Here is a 16,231-nt window from a genome sequence, read left to right as displayed (position 1 = left end):
TTCAGTGAGGTGAAACAAGGCGCGCAGGCTCACTTGACGCAGGAAGCATTTCGTTTGCAGATCGTGCTGCGAAACTGCTGAAATTGATGGTGAGCAAGATAATGGCGGGAATACTGTGTGTCGGTGCACTGACTTTGGATACGATTTTCCAGCTTGGGCAATTGCCTCCCGGGCCCGGGAAATTCATTCCGACACGCGCGGTCGAGGTTGCGGCCGGTATGGCGTCCAGCGCAGCCGCGAGTATAGCGCGTCTCGGCGGCAACGTTGCGCTTTGGGCTTCGGCGGGACAGGATGCTGTTGGCGATCGTATTGTTGCCGAGCTGACCGGCGAGGGGGTCGATTGCACACATGTTCGCCGCATCGAAGGTGCACGCTCTGCTTTTTCATCCATCTTTGTCGACATGGTCGGGGAAAGAATGATCGTCCCCTTTTATGATCCGGCGTTACTGGCAGCACCGGACATCGTACCGCCCGTTGCAGACGGTGAATTCGATGTTGTCATGACAGATGTACGCTGGCCTCTCGGCGCGGCCATGGCGCTGAGGGCTGCACGTTCGGCTGGCACTCACGCCGTTCTGGACGCCGATACAGCGCCGCTTGAGACACTGGAAATGCTTTTGCCGCTCGCAACGCATATCGTGGCATCGGAACCGGCAGCAGAAAGGGTCACCGGAGAAAGCGATCTGGAACGTGCCGTGGTTGCGCTGGCAGCACGCTATGGCCGATCGGGCGCTTTTATAGCTGTCACCGGCGGACACAGAGGTTCATTCTGGTACGACAATGCGACAGGAACAGTGTGCAATATGCCCGCCTTTGACGTGCAGGTTGTCGACACGCTCGCAGCAGGCGATGTTTTTCACGGAGCATTTGCCTGGGGGCTCGCCCAGGGCTGGCAGGTTGAGGAAATCATGCGCTTTGCAAGCGCCGCCGCCGCAATAAAATGTACACACTTCGGGGGAAGACAGGGGGCTCCGACCTACCCGGAAGTCCGGGCCTTTCTCTCTGTGGCAGCCTGATCCGGCCAGCCATCGGGTCATGAGTTATCCCATATTGACTATCAACTGACATGTCAGTAAGTATTCACTCCTGTTTGGGAGAGAGGCACTTGGTTACACCGGATCGATTTGGACTTTCGGCAGCTCTGGCCACACCGTTCGATGCACAAATGCGTATTGATCATGTGGCAGCTGTCAGTCATGCGAAAAGCTGTTTGCAAAGTGGCTGCAGCAGCGTCACATTATTCGGAACGACGGGCGAAGGATCCTCGATCAGCAATGCCGAACGGTCGGCCATGCTTCGGGCCTTCCTGGATTCCGGGATAGCGCCGGAACAAATCGTTGTCGGCGTGATGGCCAATTCTTATAGCGATGCAGCGCTGCAATCGCGCGAAGCACTGGATTTTGGCTGCCGCAATGTTTTGCTTGCGCCGCCGTCCTACTTCAAAAATCTCAGTGACGAGGGTCTGTTTGACTGGTTCTCCTCGGTTTTCGCCGAGATTGGCAGCGCGGCCAGAGGCGTCATTGTGTACAATATCCCGTCCGTTACAGCGGTGGAAATCTCGGTCGATCTTGTCTCACGTTTGCGCGAAGCCTTTCCAGGTATAATTGCCGGCGTCAAGGATTCATCGGGAAACTGGCCCTTTACGCAATCCCTGCTGGCAAAGCACAACGATCTGGCTATTCTGATCGGAGATGAAAGAGGTCTGGCTGCCGGTGTCCGGCTGGGAGGGCAGGGGGCAATTTCCGGTCTGGCAAATATTTACCCACAACGGCTCTTGCCTATGGCGCTTGAAGGCCGCGACGATCCGGATGTCGTCGAGGCCGTTAATCAGATTGTGACCTTTCCGGTAATTCCCGCGGTCAAGGCGCTGATTGCTCACCATAGCGGTGTCGAAGGCTGGCGCAGGGCCCGTGCGCCGCTTCGTAGTTTATCCGACACAGATTATAGCCGTTTGATCTCAATTCTGGATCAACTGTTCAAAGCTGTTGCTGCACAAGAGTAAAGGACCCGACATGGATGATGGCAACGAGCCGGTCAGATTGCGCGAGAAGGCTTATGTCAGCTTTACAGAGCATCTGCTGGCGCGTGACATCAGTCCCGGACAATTTGTTTCGCAGCGCCAGCTGGTGGCAATGACCGGCATGCCGCTCGGTGCCATACGGGAACTGGTTCCCCGGCTGGAGGCGGAAGGCCTGGTCAGGACAATACCGCAGCGCGGTATTCAAATTGCTCATATTGATCTCAATCTGATCCGTGAAGCATTTCAGTTTCGTCTTTTCATGGAAAAAGAGGCTGTTGCGATTTTTGCGGTCACGGCGTCAGATGAACTTCTGGCGCGTTTGAGAAAAGAGCACGAAGAGACGCTGGAGGAAGCTTTGCAAGGTCAGGAAACCCCCGAGCTTGAACTGCGGGCGCAGGCGATAGACTGGGATTTGCATGAGACGATCATCGACTCTCTCGGCAACGGGATCATCGGGCGCGCTTACCGGATCAATGCGATCAAGATGCGCTTGATCAATCAGGAGCGCTTTCGCATCACCGGGCGCGTGATACCCGTCATGCACGAACATCTTGCTGTTCTTGATGCCATTGAGAGCCGCGACCCGCAAACAGCAATGGATGCAATCGCGGTGCACATAAATAATGCAAGGAATCTGGCTCTGAAAATCTAGATCCGGCCAGGCAATGGGAGTTGCGACGCCGGAAACACAAAGGGAGGAACGTCATGAGCATGAATTTTGGCAAACCGACACGCCGTCAGTTTCTGGCAGGTTCGGTCGCACTGGGTGCGGCAGGCTTTACCGGCCTCAGGCCGGCATTCGCCAATGTCGACTGGAAGAAATATGCAGGCACGACGCTTGAAGTGAATCTGATCAAGAGCCCGCGTGGCGATATCCTGCAACAGTACCAGAAAGAGTTTGAAGATCTGACTGGCATAAAGGTCAATTCCGAGCAAACACCGGAGCAACAACAACGACAGAAGGCAGTTATTGAACTGACGTCAGGAAAGCCAAGTTTCGACGTTATTCACATCAGCTATCATGTCCAGAAACGCCAGTTCGAAAAGGGTGGCTGGCTCGCGGACCTTACCCCGTTCCTCAACGATCCGGGTCTTACCGATCCGTCGCTGACGGAAAGCGATTTCGCGGAAGCCGGGCTTGCCTTCGCCAAGGATAAAAATGGCCGCTTTGGCGGACTGCCATTCTCGGTTGATTACTGGATCATCTATTGGAACAAGGAACTTTTTGCCGCCAAAGGCGTCGAGTACCCCACCACATTCGAGGAACTGGCTGCTGCCGCAGAGAAACTGACGGATCGTGACAATGGCATTTATGGCTTTGTTGCGCGCGGCATGAAAAATGCCAATACGCCCGTCTGGGCGAGCCTCATGCTGGGTTATGGCAAAAGTACCGTTGAAGACGGCAAACTGGAAACTGCAACGCAGGAATCCATCGATGCGGCAAAGCTTTATCAACGCCTGATGACCAAATCGGCCCCTCCCGGTGTGACAGGATTCAACTGGGCCGAATGCCAGTCGAGCTTTCTTCAGGGCAAGGTTGCCATGTGGCTTGACGGGATTGGTTTTGCACCACCCCTGGAAGACCCGAAAAAATCCCGTGTTGTCGGCAAGGTCGGGTACGGTGTCATGCCGAAAGGGCCGGTGGCTCAGGCGGCTCCAACATTTGGTGACGGGATTGGCGTTACCGAAGGATCGGCCAACAAGGAAGCCGCCTATCTCTATTGCCAGTGGGCGATATCAAAGGAGATGGGAGCACGGCTGTTGCAATCGGGATCAGGTGTTCCGTTCCGCAACTCCATTCTCAACGATCCGGAGGTTCTCAAAGGCGTCACCATGCCTCAGGAATGGGCAAAGGTGCTTTCCGAGTCTGCCAGGGTCAGTCAGCTTTGTCTGCCGGTCATCGTTCCCGTAACAGAGTTCCGCGATGTCATGGGCGTCGGCCTGACAAATATTATCGGCGGCGCTGATCCTGAAGCAGAAATGAAGCGGGCAACTCAGGAATTCGAGCCTGTTCTTGCACGCAGCGAAGGCTAGAAAGCTTATGACAGCGACTGCCCCGACAACCATGACCACCAAGGCAAAAATGCCGAAGGCCGGTAAAAACCGGCTGACGCCAGGCTATTGGCCATTCGTCATTCCTGCTCTGGTCATTGTCGGGGCGGTTATCATTTTTCCCTGGGCATTCACTTTGTGGATGAGTGTCAATGAGTGGCATCTTGGCGGCGAACAAAGTTTTGTCGGTATGGCAAACTTCGTTCGGCTCGCCGGTGATGCAAGGTTCTGGCAGTCGATGAGCCACACCGTGCTCTATACGGTTTTGTCGGTTGCAGCGCCGCTTTTCCTGGGCACCGTTGCAGCCCTGGTTTTTGACAGCAAACTGCCCATGCGCGGGTTGTTGCGGGGCATCTTTGTGATGCCGATGATGGCGACTCCGGTGGCCGTGGCTCTGGTATGGACGATGATGTACCATCCACAGCTGGGGGTGCTGAACTATCTCCTGTCCCTTGTCGGGATAGGCCCGCAGGAATGGATCTTCAACCAGAATACGGTGATACCCTCACTCGTGCTGGTTGAAACCTGGCAGTGGACGCCATTGGTGATGCTCATCGTTCTTGGCGGACTGGCCGCCATGCCGCGTGACCCGTTCGAGAGTGCCGAGATTGATGGCGCGAATGGCTGGCAGAAATTCCGCTACATAACCTTGCCGATGATACTGCCATTCATGATGGTTGCCGTCATCATACGATCAATCGATGCTCTGAAAAGCTTCGATATAATTTTCGCCATGACGCAGGGCGGGCCGGGCACCGCCTCGGAGACGATCAATATCTATCTCTATAACGTTGCCTTCGCCTATTACGATATCGGCTATGGGTCGGCGATAGCTGTCGTTTTCTTCATCGTGATCATCATCATGTCTCTGGCGCTGCTTTATCTGCGCCAGCGGACAAAGTGGAACAGTTAAGGAACCAGGATGGCGCGCCGCAGTCCGTTAAAAATACTCGGGACGATCTTCATCGTCTTCGTGATCGTGTCACCGGCGATATTCTTCTTCCTGTGGATGCTGTCGCTGTCACTGAAATATGAAATCGACAACGGGGCCTATCCGCCCATTTTCATCCCCGGGCAATTTGCATGGTCGAACTATTCCGATATTTTCGCTACCAATGATTTTCTGCATTACTTCTGGAACAGCCTGCTCGTCACGGGCACCGCAACCTTGCTGGCACTGCTCGTCGGTGTTCCTGCCGGTTACGGCATTGCCCGGTTGAGAGCCGACAAATCAGCAATTGTCATCATGATCGCCCGCATGACGCCGGGGCTGTCCTACCTCATTCCATTGTTTCTGCTGTTTCAATGGCTTGGACTGCTCGGTACATTGTGGCCGCAAATCATCATTCATCTTGTGGTGACCGTACCGATCGTCATCTGGATCATGATCGGTTATTTCGAGACAACCCCGATGGAACTGGAAGAAGCTGCCATGATCGACGGCGCTACGTCATGGCAGGTGTTCCGCATGGTGGCCTTGCCGATCGCCAGGCCAGGCGTGGTGGTGTCGTTGATCCTGGCGGTTATCTTTTCGTGGAACAACTTTGTTTTCGGCATTGTTCTGGCGAGCCGTGAAACGCGGACGCTGCCTGTGGCGGTCTACAACATGTTGTCGTTCGAACAGGTCAGCTGGGGGCCGCTGGCCGCCGCGGCCTTTGTCGTAACACTGCCTGTTTTGCTGCTGACGGTTTTTGCACAACGCCAGATTATCGCCGGCCTGACTGCCGGGGCCGTCAAGGGCGGCTGACACCAAATGGAGTTTCAAAATGGCCACCGTTTCCATCCGGGACGTTAAAAAGACCTATGGCAATGTTGATGTCGTGCATGGCGTCTCGGTTGACATCGACGATGGCGAATTCGTCATTCTTGTAGGGCCGTCAGGCTGCGGTAAATCGACCTTGCTGCGTATGATTGCAGGCCTTGAAGAAATCACCAGCGGTGAAATTTCCATCGGTCCGCGGGTGGTCAATGACCTTCCGGCAAAGGAGCGCGACATTGCCATGGTTTTTCAGAATTATGCGCTCTATCCCCATATGACCGTTGCCGACAATATGGGTTTCGCGCTGATGCTCAAGAACGCGCCAAAGGAAGAGAAGGCCAGCCGTGTGGGACGCGCCGCCGAAATTCTCGGACTGGAGAAATTGCTCGACCGGTTTCCACGGCAGCTTTCAGGTGGTCAGCGCCAGCGCGTTGCCATGGGCCGCGCCATTGTGCGTGATCCGCAGGTTTTCCTGTTTGATGAACCACTTTCCAATCTCGACGCAAAGCTACGCGTTCAGATGCGCAGTGAAATAAAAGGACTGCATCAGCGACTTGGCACGACCATCGTCTATGTGACCCATGATCAGATAGAAGCCATGACAATGGCTGACAAGATCGTTGTCATGAAAGATGGCCTGGTTGAACAGGTGGGAACGCCGCTCGATCTGTATGACTATCCGGCGAATATTTTCGTCGCAGGCTTCATTGGTTCACCGGCCATGAATTTTATCAAGGGCAACGTAAGGGCCGGTGCCTTTCTGACACCCGATGGTATCAAGCTGCCATTGCCGAACAGCGTGTCATCTGCTCCGGAAGATGCTGCGATCTATGGCATCCGGCCCGAGCACATGAAGATTGCCGACAAGGGCATAAAGATTGACGTTGATGTCGTAGAGCCAACGGGCTCCGAGATCATGGTCGTCGGAAAAATTGGTGATCAGGAAACTTCATGCCTGTTTCGGGACAGACTGTCGATCAAGCCGGGTGACAGCATTCAGGTGTCAATCGATCCAGATACAAGCCATCTGTTTGATGCAGCAAGCGGCGTACGGATTGATAATGCCCGCAAGAATTAATCAAGCCGCCGGACCATGGCGGCTTGAGAGAGTGGTATGATTGCCGACTAAACGATGCCGGGTACCACAAGAACGAGCCAGGCAATAACGGGGCCAATGATGGCAATGAATGCGCTGTAGATCAGAAGCTTTCGCAGAACATTTTCCCGTTCGGCTTCAGGAGCATTAGCGACAACAAGAGCGCCATTTGTAGAAAATGGGCTTGTATCAACGATTGTCGTCGATATCGCGATGGCCGCTACCACGCCAATGGCACTGATATGGCCTTGCATGAGAAACGGCACTGCGAGCGGAATGATCGCACCCAGCAATGCTGTGGAAGAAGCAAAGGCAGATACGATTGCGCCAGTAAAGCACAGGAGCAGAGCGGCCAGAAGCGGCATGCCAAGGCCCGATATGCCTGAAGCCACATAGTCGACAGTTCCTGCCTTCTGCAGCACGCCGACATACGTGATGATGCCTGCAATCAAAAGAACGGTTGACCAGCTTACCTTATCAATCGCGGCCTTTTGCGTCTTGGGCGATAACAGTGCCAAAGCGACGGCAACGGTGATGGCGACAAGGCCGACGTTGAATTTGAAGACGAGCGCACCGATAGCAAGAGCCGTCAGGCCCACCAATGTCATAAGCCGCTCGCTCGTCAAGCCTTCACTTGACGGGATATGCGCACCGGATGGCGACACATCGCTGCGATGATAGGCGGGTGAAGCCGGCGTGCCGCCATGACCGACAATGGCGCGCGATATCCCGGCTGTATGTGTATCAGGATCAGGCCCTGTCGCAGTTGCGTGTTCGCGAAGGCTTTTCCAGCCGCCAAAAACAAAGAAGACAATAATTGCAATGGCCAGATTGAAAAACAGGCTCGACAGGAACAGCGACGTCGGACCGTAAGGCAGGCCGGCTTTTTCGACAATCTGGTTGGTAATGCCGCCATAAACGCTGATGGGAGAAAAACCTCCGCCCTGTGCACCGTGAATGACCATCAATCCCATCATGACCGTGCTGATGCGGTATTGGGTGGCAAAACGCAGTGCTACCGGCGCAAGAATGGCAACAGCCGCCGGTCCAAGCGCTCCAAAGCCGGTGATGATCGCTGCGACCAGAAACATGACCCACGGTATGAGCGCCATATGCCCACGCACCAGTTTCACAGCCTGCTCGACCAACCAGTCGATGGTGCCATTGTTCTGGGCGATGGCAAACAGATAGGTGATCCCGACAAGTGTAAGGAAAAGGTCACTCGGAAAGCCTTCAAAAATATCGTTGGGACTCATCCCCATGATGAGAGAGCCGACGATGAACGCGGCAGCAAACGCAAGTGCCCCCATATTGATGGGCAGGATCGTTGCAATAACGAACATGCCAATCAGGACAAGTATCGACAGTATCTCAATATTCACGGCAATATCCTCCCTCTACGGCCCGCCTCGGCAAGCCATATTCTTCCTCGTTGTTTTGGCGTGAGCTCCCCCCAACGCCTCTTTATGCGTGCCATCCTCCGATGGCAGTTGGATCAGGCATTCGCGCGAGCGCTATAGAGGCCGCTATATTGCTCGCGCAGAACATTCTTCTGCACTTTGCCCATAGTGTTGCGGGGCAGGTCATCAACAAAGATTATCTGTTTCGGCTGCTTGTAGCGGGCGAGACGCTCGTTCAGCGCGCCGAGGATCGTCTTCTCGTCGATTTTGGCATCGGACCGTCTTACGACGATTGCCGTTACGCCTTCACCAAAATCTGGGTGGGCAATGCCAATGACGGCACTCTCGACCACGCCGGGAAGCATATCGATTTCGCTTTCGACTTCCTTTGGATAGATATTGTAGCCGCCGGAAATTACGAGATCCTTGCCCCGGCCGACAATATGGACGTATCCCTGACTGTCGATCTTGCCCAGATCTCCCGTGATGAAGAAACCATCCTCGCGGAATTCGGATTTCGTCTTCTCCGGCATGCGCCAATATCCCTTGAAGACATTCGGTCCCTTGACCTCGATCATGCCTGTCTCGTCCCCGGCGAGCGGTGCTCCAGTTTCCGGATCGGCAACACGCACGCTCACGCCGGGAAGCGGGAGGCCAACGGTTCCAGCTATCCTTGGTCCTTCATAGGGATTGGATGTGTTCATATTGGTCTCGGTCATGCCGTACCGTTCGAGAATGGCCTGGCCGGTACGTTCCCGAAATGCGCGATGGGTGTCTGCAAGCAATGGGGCAGAACCTGAAATGAAAAGGCGCATGCCAGCAACTGCAGCATGGTTCAGCCCTTCATTTTGTAACAGCCGCACGTAAAAGGTTGGCACGCCCATCATTGTGGTGGCACGGGGCATGAGGGAAAGCACCTGTGCGGAGTCAAATTTCGGCAGAAGGAACATGGAGGCACCGGACACAAGGGTCACGTTTGTAGCGACAAACAGGCCGTGCGTATGAAAAATCGGCAGGGCGTGGATCAACCTGTCTTTCGAGGTGAAGTGCCAGCACTCGCGCAGGGACAACGCATTCGACAGCAAATTGTCATGGGTCAGCATTGCACCTTTTGACCGCCCGGTCGTGCCGGATGTGTAAAGGATTGCAGCCAGATCACCGGATGCCCTTGATGCATCGATAAAATCGGCCGCTTCGTCCTTTGCCAGATCCATCAGCGAGCCATCGCCCTTTTCGTCAAGTGTCTCGACCAGTGCCTCATATTTTACGGCTATCGATCGGATACCTTCAGCCATTTTCGGTGCTGCAACCACAAGGCGAGGCTCAGCATCGCTTATGAAATAGTCGAGTTCTGCCAACGTATAGGCCGTGTTGAGCGGCAGATAGACTGCTCCGCAGCGCACGCAGGCGAGATAGAGCATCAACGCCTCTGCACTCTTTTCCACCTGCACAGCGACCCTGTCACCGGGACGTATACCAAGCGTATCAAGTGCACCGGCGATCTTTCCCGACCAGTCGAGCATATCGCCATATGTCCAGTTGCGGCCAGCGTCGGTTTCCATGAAAACGGAACCGGTGCTCGTGATGGAGCTTCGTATGGCGTCAAACAGGTGATTGCTCATGCACTCAACTCCTTGCTTGCGGCCTTCCCGGTTTCGCGATTCCTGCCAGTTGCCGGGGCCGGGCTTTTCGCCGACCGGTCGCGGCGGAGAAGCTTGCGGATGGGCGGGGCGACGACAACCTCATTGCGCTGAGCAAATGCTTCATGATTGGCTTCGATATCATCCAGCTTGTAGAGATAATTGACCATCAGCCCATGAGCCTGTCGCATTGCGCGATTTGAGCGGTCTGCAAGAAAGTTTATCCGCTCAAGCCTTGCACCATTGCCAAGATGAAAGCGCGAGACGGGATCAAGCGGACGTCCATCGGATGTTCTGGCATTGACGAAGTACCATGCCGCAAGCGGCAGCAATGCTTCTCTGGCAGCCGTTACGAGGGTTGGGTCTGCAGTCCAGTCAGCATCGTCCAATATCAGAAGCGCCTGTTTATCCTCGTCACCGAGCAGGTCGGAATATTCTGCCAGTCTTTCCCCGGAAAGCCAGTTTGCAAAACCCGGTACGGGTGAAAGCGTGACAAAGGTCTCAAGATTGGGGAAATCACGACGCAGATCTTCGACAACCTGCTTGATCAGGAAATTACCAAAGGAAATTCCCCGCAGCCCTGCCTGGCAGTTGGATATGGAATAGAAAACCGCCGTTTTTGCATCCTGGGCTGCTATCGGTGAACGCGTTTCATCCAGAACATCCGATATCGATTCCGGTATGTCCCTCGTCAGGGCCACCTCGACAAAGATCAAAGGATCCTCCGCAAGTTGCGGGTGGAAAAAAGCAAAACATCTGCGATCAGCGGGCGCAAGACGACGACGGAGTTCGTCCCAGTCGCTGATTTCGTGCACGGCCTCGTAACGGATAATTTTTTCCAGAATGTGAGCTGGCGTTGACCAGTCAATCGGACGGAGAATAAGAAAACCGCGGTTGAACCAGGATGCAAACAGATGAGCAAAATCGGCGTCGACAGCTTCCAGATCCGGCGTATCGGCTTTGAAAGCCAACAACTGCTCACGCATGCCGACAAGGGTCGAGATGCCATTTGGCGCAAGGTTAAGGCGCCGGATCAGCTCCTGCCGGCGAGGCTCGGCCGCTTGATGCAACGCGAGGACCGCGCGCGGCGTGCGACTTGAATGATAAGTCTCGATGGCGGCATCAAGACGTGCTTCGTCGGGGCCGAACCTGTCGAAAAGCAGGAGCATGAAGTCGCGTTGCCCTTTTTCGTCAAGGCGTGACCAATGTTGAAGGATTTGTGCCGCCAGTGCCATGCCGGAAGCTTCGCCCCGGCTGGTAAGCAGCATCTCGCACAGATTCTCGATATTTGTGGTGCCCGGCGCCAGGGGTGCACGGGGCGCAAAGGACAATAATTTGCGGCCGCGTTCCGTGATTGTTTGCAGCATGTCGCTGAAAAAGGATGTGCCAGTCATCAGAGTTTCCATTGATCGAAGTGGCCTGAGATGAAACCTGTCGTCCATTCACGTGGGGTATGCGTTTTATAATTGCCATCCGCACAGCGTGAATTTTCGTTTGTTTCAATCCTTTTGGTGCAGTGTTATATGTAATCTTGCCTTCCTTGTATGTAAAGTCAACTGTTTTGTATACAAGAATTGGATTTTGGTATTACAGGGACAGCTATGGCCGAAAACATCGTACAAAGACTGAGAGACGAAATCGAAAACGGTATTGTGACCAATCAATATTCTCCAGGTGAACGACTGGATGAAATGCAGCTGGCCAGGCATTTCGGTGTTTCACGAACGCCCGTACGCGAAGCCCTGATGCAGCTGAGTGCCATAGGACTTATCGAAATCCGGGCACGACGTGGCGCTGTCGTCATTGATCCGGCACCGCACCGCATCTACGAGATGTTCGAGGTCATGGCTGAACTGGAGGCAATGGCCGGATCTCTGGCAGCCCGTCGCCATACCGATACCGATCGGGCGGAACTGTTGGCCGCTCACGCAAAGTGCGAACGCTCCGCAAATGCCGAAGACAGCGACACCTACTATTACGACAACGAGACTTTTCATTACGCCGTGTATACCGCCAGCCACAGCAGCTTTCTGATCGAGCAATGCGCTGCTCTTCACCGTCGCCTTCGCCCTTATCGACGTTTGCAATTGCGTGTGCGCAACCGGATGAAGACTTCGTTCAGCGAGCACGCGGCCATCGTCGATGCTATTTTGTCAGGCGAAGCTGAATCAGCACGCAGCCTTCTTCGCCAGCATATTGCAGTTCAGGGGGACCGCTTCAGCGATCTGGTTGCTACTCTCGCCCGGCAGCGCTGAACTGAAAGACAGGATCGTCAAGCTCAGGGCTTCTGCATGGATGAGAGTTCCGCAGCAACTTTCAACACCAGATCCTCCGGGATTGCTACGGTAATATCCTCCACATCATCGACAGTTTCAGTGTCGGCGATGCGGATGGGATTATGCGTGCGCGAGAGCGTCGTGATCAATCGTCTGGGAATGGCGGGCATCAGGTATCGCTTGACGCATTCCACAAGGACGGCGCGTTTGTCAGGCGCAAACTTGCCAAGTTTTTCCCGCAAAAGATGGCCGAACATGTTTCCGTCGGCAAAGCCGCGTCTGCTGGCAAGATCGAATGCGTGCAGTCTGTATTCGATGCGAGTCATGAGATTTTCCCTTCAAACTCATTATGACATCCTTTCTACCATAATGACGTGACTTCAATGAGACGCAATCATTCGATTGTTGATTGTCCGGAAATAGTGTTCGGCGTGCTGATAGCAGTTTTCCGCCTCGACAAGATTTCCGGAACGCGCTTCAGCCTGAGCCTGGCTCAAATAGCGCTCGTAATTCAACTTTGCGCTCTGGTTGCGGGCAGGGGACGAGTTGCCCCTGTGTTTGTTTGGTCCGATGTTACGCAAGCGATCTGGCCGGGAACCGTCAGTGTTCGTAGTAGTTTTGTTGATGTGGGCCATTTTGCGGCCAACTCCTGAATGATTTGGACTCTTGTCTGGTTGAGCGTGCATGAGCAATCAGTCGATCTGCTCGGCGACGATCCGGCGAAGTTCTTCCCGGGTGAAACCCGAGGACTGCCGCTCATCTGTTTTATTTTGCAGGGTCTGTTTTAAAACATTGCGAGAACGGTAAAGCGGCTTGGGTAAGCCAGGGTTGTATCTGGTTTCGATAATAATGTGCATTTTAATCCATTGGCTGCGTCAGAAACCTGAGCAGCATCGTTGCTGATAATCTGTCGATTGGGGTTAAACTTTCGAGCTTCATTCGGATGACAAAAGTCATCGACGCTCTTAAAAAATCTTCCGCGTTCTATGAACTGCAGGAGAGCCCGGTTATCCGGGTCGACTTATCGTATATGGTGAGTACCAAAATTTTATCAAGGGATGGCGAAACTTCAGGAGATCCGACAGCACACCGCTGGATCGATCTGTGCTTAAACACCCACCGCTTTCCGTAACCGCCCCCGGTTGGAGTGGCGACGGTAAAAGCCTCTCCAGCCTCCGGAACTGTATGAGCGCAGCCCTCTAAAGGTTCTGTCCGCCCGTCATTTAGGCGTACAAAATTGGCTCTGACTTGTCCCGGCTCCCCTTTAAGCCGAATGGGGCGATGCGGCGATGACCACGGGAACGGGACGACGATCCTATTCGGTCTGCATTGTCTGAACCCAACACGGTGGAGAAGTACGTCGATCAGGGATGATTTCCCTCAACACCCTTTATTACAAAAGACAAGTACATAATGGCGTTTGATAGCTGTTTCACCATGGAGGTTACGAAATTTCTGGTTGCTGAGAGCTCCAGCATTTTCGGCCAGCAGTTGGGCTTGAACTCACACGTAATCAGGTCGGGCGAGGGCATCATCAATTCTGCGACCCCCGTTCAACAGTTTGAATGGGCCTTTAACAACCAGGCTCCAAAACTTGAAAGCTGGCATAACGACAAGGGCGCGGCAGTCGAAGTCTCCGATGAGATCAAGGACAACACCCGCGAAATATTCGAAGACCGATGTATTCATCTTTACCCTTGGTCTATCCGAAGTCTGATGCGACAAGCCCACGGTCGAGATTTTCTGGCGTGCTATTCCAAACCAGAAGTTTGATGCTGAGCGCCACGGGTTTCGTGTTCTTGGAGCAGAAGAAAATCGCAAAAACCTGATGCGGGTCTAGCAAATCATTCGTGAACATCGCCCTAATGCACACATCATCTTCACACTATCCCCGGTCCCGCTTTTAGCTACCTTCCGTCCAATTTCATGCATGCCTGCAAATGCTGTATCAAAAGCATCTCTCAGAGTGGCAATCGATGAAGTCATGCGCGATCTCAAGGACGACGATAAACTTCCCTATTACCCTTCATACCTATTACCCTTCATACGAAATCGCTTCGGCCTTCCTTGAAGGCATTTGATGGGACGGGCATTGAGCGGCGATCTACGTGTTCGCGTTTTAAAGGCATCGAGCGAGGGTTTGTCGGCGCGCCGTACGGCGGCCCGGTTTGGTATGGCGGCTTCGACGGCGATCCGCTGGATCGCGCGCGAGAGGACGAGTTGGAAGCGCGGGCGACGGGACGGCGGCGAGGCTCAAGCCTGGCTGGCCCTGAAGGTTTCATCGTTGGCATGATCGAGAAGCGAAAGGATATCACGCTCAACGAGATGGTCACGCGCCTGGCGGACGAACACGGCGTGCGGATTGGCCGGAGTGCCCTGAACAATTGGATGCGCGGGCACGGCTTCACGTACAAAAAAGACCGCACATGCATTGGAGCAGGAGCGGCCAGGCCTGTTGAAGCAGCGGCAGGACTGGTTCGACGGCCAACTCGACCTCGATCCCGGGAAGCTCGTCTTCATCGATGAAACTGGCCTCAGTACGAAGATGGCGCGTCTGCGTGGTCGCTCGAAACGGGGCGAACGGTGCCGCGCGGGCATAGCGAATGGCCACCGGAAGACAACCACGTTTACCGGTGCGCTTCGTCTGTCAGGGATGACTGCGCCTATGGTGCTGGACGGCGCAATGAATGCAGACGCTTTTCGCGCATATGTCGAGCAGGTTCTGGTGCCAACACTCACCCCCCGGCGACATCATGATCATGGATATTGAAGGCGGATAAACAAACATGGACAGGACCCGTGTTTGTCCGCCGGAAACCTGCTCACAAGATTGCAGGTATCCGGAAGGCAATTGAGGCAGGAGGCGCAGAACTGCGTTATCTGCCGCCATACAGTCCCGATTTCATCCCGTCGAGATGGCATTCTCAAAACTCAAGGTCATCATGCGCGCAAAGGCTGAACGCACCATCGACGCCCTGTGGGAGGCTGTCGGCAAGGTTGTTGCGCTGTTCAAACCTGACCAATGTGCGAACGACTTCGCGGCATGCGGATATGATCCATGATCAAGTGGACCCGATCTAGGTTAAGCTGTTGTCACCCTAACCCCGTATCGAAGGAGGCCCGTTTGGATGAAAGTGACCCCTCATACAGGGGCATTATTCCATGAAGATTCATAAACCAACCATTAGTATGAAATTCTTCTCTGTAATTATTTTTCATATCTTGCAGGAGGCAGCAATAATATATATCCGCTACCTTTTGATATATCAAAAGGTAGCCAATTTTCTTTGTTATTTATAACACTTCTTTCATTGTTATTTATATTTGATATTATACCATTTGAAATAAATTTCAAAATAACTTCATTTCTATACAGCATTTCGTTTACAGTATTTGCAACATCATTCCATGCAAGTTCTTTCTTCAGCATAAAGAAACTATCCTCTACCTCCCCGCCAGGGACTTCCCAGTAAACTTCATATAATCCCATGACATCTGCCATAAGACTATCCTTTATACGGTCTTGTATTTTATATTTTACCATTACTTCAATCCAAATCTTGTCTTCGAGCCGCCCTTGGAAATAATGCCATAAGGTGCATCATGAAGCTCAGGTCGTGAAGTTCCCGGAATGCCGTTGGCGTCCTCTAATCTGCTCCCCCGGTTTGGCTGGGTTCGGGTATCTAACGGCTTGTCCATTGCTTGTTGGTTTACCCTTCCACCCCTTCTTTTTGATCATCTCCTCAATTTCTTCGGGTGTTTTACCCTCCAATTCTTCCGCCGAAGGTGTTTCCCCGCAATCTCCAGTACAAGGGACGGGGTTTTATCATCTGCCTTATCCGCTTCTTGATTAGCGTAAAGCCAGTCCTTGAATGGGGCGATGCGACGTTAACCACAGGAACGGGACGGCGACATAGGATATTACCATGGATAGACCGCTGGACGTTTTCATCGGCTGAGCTTCTCGCGAACCAATCACTTACGAAGT

16 protein-coding genes and 1 pseudogene are annotated in these 16,231 nt (G+C 53.7%); 10 read left to right on the top strand and 7 right to left on the bottom strand.

What is annotated here, in order from left to right; all coding sequences use genetic code 11:
* The first annotated feature begins 101 nt into the window (after nt 1-101).
* From ABKW30_RS26595 to ugpC, 7 genes are all read left to right on the top strand, one after another.
* Nucleotides 102-1,016: a PfkB family carbohydrate kinase gene (locus ABKW30_RS26595; protein WP_348601972.1), complete on the top strand. Its 915-nt coding sequence runs from the start codon at nt 102-104 to the stop codon at nt 1,014-1,016.
* 89 nt (nt 1,017-1,105) lie between these two features.
* Nucleotides 1,106-2,002, top strand: a complete 897-nt coding sequence (locus ABKW30_RS26590; protein WP_348601971.1) for a dihydrodipicolinate synthase family protein — start codon at nt 1,106-1,108, stop codon at nt 2,000-2,002.
* A gap of 10 nt (nt 2,003-2,012) precedes the next feature.
* Nucleotides 2,013-2,672, top strand: coding sequence for a GntR family transcriptional regulator (locus ABKW30_RS26585; protein WP_348601970.1), 660 nt, complete (start codon nt 2,013-2,015; stop codon nt 2,670-2,672).
* A 53-nt stretch (nt 2,673-2,725) separates the two neighbouring features.
* On the top strand, nt 2,726-4,054 hold the full coding sequence (locus ABKW30_RS26580) for a sugar ABC transporter substrate-binding protein (RefSeq protein ID WP_348601969.1): 1,329 nt from the start codon (nt 2,726-2,728) through the stop codon (nt 4,052-4,054).
* 31 nt (nt 4,055-4,085) lie between these two features.
* Entirely contained in the window at nt 4,086-4,985 is a 900-nt protein-coding gene (locus ABKW30_RS26575; protein ID WP_348602058.1) for a sugar ABC transporter permease, read from the top strand.
* A gap of 9 nt (nt 4,986-4,994) precedes the next feature.
* Nucleotides 4,995-5,819 carry a carbohydrate ABC transporter permease gene (locus tag ABKW30_RS26570; RefSeq protein WP_348601968.1) on the top strand — a complete coding sequence of 275 codons (825 nt, stop codon included), beginning with the start codon at nt 4,995-4,997 and terminating at the stop codon, nt 5,817-5,819.
* Nucleotides 5,820-5,838: 19 nt separating this feature from the next.
* The gene (gene ugpC, locus ABKW30_RS26565; RefSeq protein WP_348601967.1) at nt 5,839-6,909 is read left to right on the top strand and encodes a sn-glycerol-3-phosphate ABC transporter ATP-binding protein UgpC; all 1,071 of its coding nucleotides are present in this window, start codon (nt 5,839-5,841) and stop codon (nt 6,907-6,909) included.
* A 47-nt stretch (nt 6,910-6,956) separates the two neighbouring features.
* Here ugpC and ABKW30_RS26560 read toward each other — a convergent pair whose 3' ends face one another.
* From ABKW30_RS26560 to ABKW30_RS26550, 3 genes are all read right to left on the bottom strand, one after another.
* Nucleotides 6,957-8,309 carry an SLC13 family permease gene (locus ABKW30_RS26560; RefSeq protein WP_348601966.1) on the bottom strand — a complete coding sequence of 451 codons (1,353 nt, stop codon included), beginning with the start codon at nt 8,307-8,309 and terminating at the stop codon, nt 6,957-6,959.
* Nucleotides 8,310-8,422: 113 nt separating this feature from the next.
* Nucleotides 8,423-9,949: a malonyl-CoA synthase gene (locus ABKW30_RS26555; RefSeq protein ID WP_348601965.1), complete on the bottom strand. Its 1,527-nt coding sequence runs from the start codon at nt 9,947-9,949 to the stop codon at nt 8,423-8,425.
* The gene (locus ABKW30_RS26550) at nt 9,946-11,361 is read right to left on the bottom strand and encodes a malonyl-CoA decarboxylase (protein ID WP_348601964.1); all 1,416 of its coding nucleotides are present in this window, start codon (nt 11,359-11,361) and stop codon (nt 9,946-9,948) included. Before ABKW30_RS26550 ends, ABKW30_RS26555 begins: the two co-directional genes overlap by 4 nt.
* A 207-nt stretch (nt 11,362-11,568) precedes the next feature.
* Here ABKW30_RS26550 and ABKW30_RS26545 point away from each other — a divergent pair, with 207 nt between their 5' ends.
* A complete protein-coding gene (locus ABKW30_RS26545) occupies nt 11,569-12,222 on the top strand; it encodes a GntR family transcriptional regulator (protein WP_348601963.1) in 654 nt (217 codons plus the stop codon).
* Between the two features lie 23 nt (nt 12,223-12,245).
* Here ABKW30_RS26545 and ABKW30_RS26540 read toward each other — a convergent pair whose 3' ends face one another.
* The 3 genes from ABKW30_RS26540 to ABKW30_RS26530 are packed head-to-tail and all read right to left on the bottom strand — an operon-like array spanning nt 12,246 to nt 13,100.
* Nucleotides 12,246-12,569: a hypothetical protein gene (locus tag ABKW30_RS26540; RefSeq protein WP_348601962.1), complete on the bottom strand. Its 324-nt coding sequence runs from the start codon at nt 12,567-12,569 to the stop codon at nt 12,246-12,248.
* A gap of 54 nt (nt 12,570-12,623) precedes the next feature.
* The gene (locus tag ABKW30_RS26535) at nt 12,624-12,878 is read right to left on the bottom strand and encodes a DUF4167 domain-containing protein (protein ID WP_348601961.1); all 255 of its coding nucleotides are present in this window, start codon (nt 12,876-12,878) and stop codon (nt 12,624-12,626) included.
* A 57-nt stretch (nt 12,879-12,935) separates the two neighbouring features.
* On the bottom strand, nt 12,936-13,100 hold the full coding sequence (locus ABKW30_RS26530) for a hypothetical protein (protein WP_348601960.1): 165 nt from the start codon (nt 13,098-13,100) through the stop codon (nt 12,936-12,938).
* A gap of 556 nt (nt 13,101-13,656) precedes the next feature.
* Between ABKW30_RS26530 and ABKW30_RS26525 the strand changes: the two genes are divergently transcribed.
* Together ABKW30_RS26525 and ABKW30_RS26520 are read left to right on the top strand one after the other, a co-directional pair.
* On the top strand, nt 13,657-14,016 hold the full coding sequence (locus ABKW30_RS26525) for a hypothetical protein (RefSeq protein WP_348601959.1): 360 nt from the start codon (nt 13,657-13,659) through the stop codon (nt 14,014-14,016).
* Nucleotides 14,017-14,323: 307 nt separating this feature from the next.
* Nucleotides 14,324-15,305 (top strand): annotated as a pseudogene (locus ABKW30_RS26520) (IS630 family transposase).
* A gap of 146 nt (nt 15,306-15,451) precedes the next feature.
* Here ABKW30_RS26520 and ABKW30_RS26515 read toward each other — a convergent pair.
* Nucleotides 15,452-15,745 (bottom strand): hypothetical protein, encoded by a 294-nt coding sequence (locus tag ABKW30_RS26515; protein WP_348601958.1) that lies wholly within the window; start codon nt 15,743-15,745, stop codon nt 15,452-15,454.
* Nucleotides 15,746-16,231 lie beyond the last annotated feature (486 nt).

It is taken from the genome of Phyllobacterium sp. SB3 (assembly GCF_040009165.1).
GTDB lineage: Bacteria > Pseudomonadota > Alphaproteobacteria > Rhizobiales > Rhizobiaceae > Phyllobacterium.
The sequence above is the reverse complement of the archived record's forward strand: the minus strand, read 5'-3'. Positions and strand labels throughout refer to the sequence as shown.